At 59.6% G+C, this 3,454-nt stretch carries 3 protein-coding genes; 2 read left to right on the top strand and 1 reads right to left on the bottom strand.

The window, feature by feature from the left end:
* Positions 1-144: 144 nt before the first annotated feature.
* Positions 145-1,083, top strand: coding sequence for an alpha/beta fold hydrolase (locus B2W52_RS03050; protein WP_273069972.1), 939 nt, complete (start codon positions 145-147; stop codon positions 1,081-1,083).
* 108 nt (positions 1,084-1,191) lie between these two features.
* The gene (locus B2W52_RS03055) at positions 1,192-2,766 is read left to right on the top strand and encodes a cation:proton antiporter family protein (protein ID WP_273017855.1); all 1,575 of its coding nucleotides are present in this window, start codon (positions 1,192-1,194) and stop codon (positions 2,764-2,766) included.
* A 25-nt stretch (positions 2,767-2,791) separates the two neighbouring features.
* On the opposite strand, the gene B2W52_RS03060 is transcribed toward B2W52_RS03055, so the two are convergent.
* The coding region (locus B2W52_RS03060; protein ID WP_286801201.1) for an SUMF1/EgtB/PvdO family nonheme iron enzyme at positions 2,792-3,454 on the bottom strand (663 nt) is incomplete at its 5' end.

A 3,454-nucleotide genomic window follows, 5' to 3' on the forward strand; every position in this document is an offset into this window, starting at 1 on the left:
TGAATGGCCCACTGATGAGACCCGGCCCGTTGGCCGGGTCTTTTTTTATGCCGGGCAGGGGAAGCAATTCCCATTCTCCGGCCCGAGAGTAAGGTAGACTGCGGACACAAAGTTCCGACCACATCGCCCAAAGGAGTCCCTTCGATGCGCCGCCCGTCACCGGTATACCTGCTGATCATACTGGCCGCTTCCCTGCTGTTCAGTGCCTGCTCTCGTCAGGACATCTACCAGACCGCGATTGATTTTGAACGATCATCGGCGGGTCTGGAGGCGGCGAGCGTGGCAGTGGGCAACCTTGACATCGCCTATCTCAGGAACCAGGAAATGAGCGCAGGCGACACCATCGTCATGATCCATGGCTTCGGGGCCAACAAGGACAACTGGACCCGTCTGGCCGGCCACCTGACCGACGACTTCAATGTCTATGCGATCGATCTGCCGGGGCATGGTGACAGCAGCAAGCCCCTCGACATCGGCTACCGCCTGGAAGATCAGGCCGGTTATGTCGCACGCATCCTCGACGCGCTGTCGGTTGATGAGGCACACGTCATGGGTAACTCCATGGGCGGGGCGATTACCGCGCTTTACGCCGCCAATCATCCGGACAAGGTGCAATCAGCGGTACTGTTCAGTCCCGCCGGCATCCTGGAATACGAGAGCGAACTGGTGGATCTGGTTAAGGCCGGTGACAACCCCCTGATTCCGAAACAGCCCGGTGACTTTGAACGCCTGATGGACTTCGCACTGGAGAAAAAACCGTTTGTGCCCTGGCCCATTATGGGCGTGCTGGAGGAGCGCGCCATCGCCAACCGGGAGGTCAACGAGGTCATCTTTGCCGCCATTCGCGATGCCGGTTCCGGGGCAGATTTCCGCAATGCCATTACCCGTATCCAGGCCCCAGTTCTGATCATCTGGGGCAAGGAAGACCGGGTGATCAACTACCGGAACGGCGAGGTGTTTGCAGCAGCAATCCCGGATGCCAGGCTGGAGCTGATGGAAGGCATCGGCCACGCTCCAATGGTGGAGGCCCCGGAAGAATCCGCAGAACTGTTCCGGGCGTTCCTCGGCCAACCGGTCAGGTGAGCCTCGACCAAGCAATATGCCAGCATTCCACCTTCAGCGACTACAAGGGCACGGCAAAACAGGGTAGCCTAGCAACCATTGTGCTTTCGACGTCTGAAATGATACCTCATGCCTGAAGCGATCTGGATTACCTTTGCCTTCAGTCTTGGCCTGCTGGTCAAGCTCGTTGGTCTCCCTCCCCTTGTTGGCTACCTGGCTGCCGGCTTTGTGCTCAGTGGCATTGCCGAGGCAACCGGCGTTGTTATTGAGGAGACCGCTGTTCTCCAGCACATCGCGCACCTTGGCGTGCTCCTCTTGCTATTCACCGTGGGGCTCAAGCTGAAGCTCCGATCCATCGTCAGTCCGGAAGTGATTGGCGGCAGCCTTCTGCACTTTGGCATCACCTGCGCGGTATTTACCCCCGGTGTCTACCTGTTGATGGACCTCGATTGGTCGACCGCGCTGATGCTGGCCATCGCCTTGTCATTCTCGAGCACGGTGCTGGCCGCCAAGGTTCTTGAATCCAAACGGGAACTGCGGGCGTTCCATGGCCGGGTCGCCATCGGCATCCTGATCATGCAGGATCTGATCGCCCTGGTTGTCATGAGCCTGGCCGCTGGTAAAACGCCCTCCGAATGGGCCCTGATTGTATTCGGACTTCCCCTGCTTCGCCCTCTGCTGTTCCGGTTGCTCGATGCCAGCGGCCACGACGAACTGCTGGTGCTCCTGGGACTGCTTCTGGCACTCGTTGTCGGCGGGCTTGGCTTTGAGGCCGTCGGCCTCAGCTCGGAGCTCGGCGCGCTGGTTTTCGGTGCCATGCTGGCCAATCACCCCCGGTCGCAGGAACTCTCCAAGTCGCTCTGGAGCGTCAAGGAAGTGTTCCTGGTGGGTTTCTTCCTACAGATTGGCATTGGCGGTCTGCCCGACGGGGATGCGCTCATTTTCGCAATCATTGCGGGGCTGGTGCTGCCACTGAAAGGCATCCTGTTCTTCTTCCTGCTGCTGGCCTTCCGTTTACGGGCCCGCAGCGGCTTCCTGAGCGCCCTGGCACTGACCAACTACAGCGAATTCGGCCTGATTGTGGCAAGCGTTGCCTTGCCGGAGTGGTTGGTCCCTCTGGCAATTTCGGTGTCGCTGTCGTTCCTGGTTTCTGCCCCGATCAACCGGTTTGCGCACGGCCTTTATGAACGTTACTCCCAGGATCTCAGCCGCTTTGAAGGCAGCAAACATCATCCCGATGAACAACCGATTTCCCTCGGGGATACCCGCGTCCTGATCATGGGCATGGGGCGGACAGGGACCGCAGCCTACGACTGGCTCTGCGAGGATCAGCCCAAACTGATGGGGCTGGATTCCGACCCTGCAAAAGCCAGTCAACACCAGAAAGAAGGCCGCAACGTGGTTTTTGCTGATGCCGAGGATGCGTCCTTCTGGAACGGGTTGCACATGCCTGCAGTGCAGTCGGTGATCCTGGCAATGGGTGACATAGAAGGCAAACTGATCGCCGCCCGAATGCTGCGCAAACTGGGTTTCAAGGGTTTTATCGTGGCCCACACCATGTATGAAGATGAGGCAAAACAGATCCGGGAAGCCGGGGCCGATGAAGCCTACCTGACCATGAGTGAAACCGGCGTGGCCCTTGCCAGTCATCTGATCGATAAAAAGCCCGCCAAACCATCCCTGGTTGTCGGCAAACCTGATTAACTGTATCGGCGATTACAGTCGACGTTCAGGGCTTTTCGAGCGCGCAGGTTCGAAAACCAGTATATACGTCGTTCCGAAGCGGAAGATAGGCCTGCCGATAGGTACCCCGGATAAGGCAGGATGACGTTGCACAACTGCCCCCCTTGGTGACTTTGTGATCACCGAACTGCAGGGTGGACATGAAAGGGTACATATCCACTTTGAAACCGTCGTAGGGCAGGAACTGATCGCCGGTCCACTCCCAGACCGTGCCAGTCATCTGCCGGCAGCCGAACGGACTGTCACCCGCAGGAAAGTCGAACACCGGGCTCTGCGCCATGGCGCGCCCGTTGAGATCCGCCAGCTGTTCGGTCGGCGCCGAGTTGCCCCAGGGAAAGCGCCGGAAGGGCTCGCCCGGGCGATTGCCCAGAGCCGCGACTTCCCACTCGTATTCCGTCGGCAGCCGACGCCCCGCCCAACGGCACCAGGCCTCCGCCTCCCAGAATGTCACGTGAGTGACCGGTGCATCCGGATTGAGCGGCTGCCAGCGATCGAACACCCGCTCCTGCCACTGCTCATCATGCCAGCGCCAGTAAAGCGGGTGGCGGGGCGTCCGTATAAAAGGCTCGTCACTGCCGTGAACCAGGGCAACATCGGTTTCGGTCTGAAGCCATTTCCGCCCGCCAAAAGACCAGAGCTCTGGCCGCCG

Source organism: Marinobacter sp. UBA2498 (assembly GCF_002341575.1).
In the GTDB taxonomy this organism is placed as follows: Bacteria; Pseudomonadota; Gammaproteobacteria; order Pseudomonadales; family Oleiphilaceae; genus Marinobacter; species Marinobacter manganoxydans.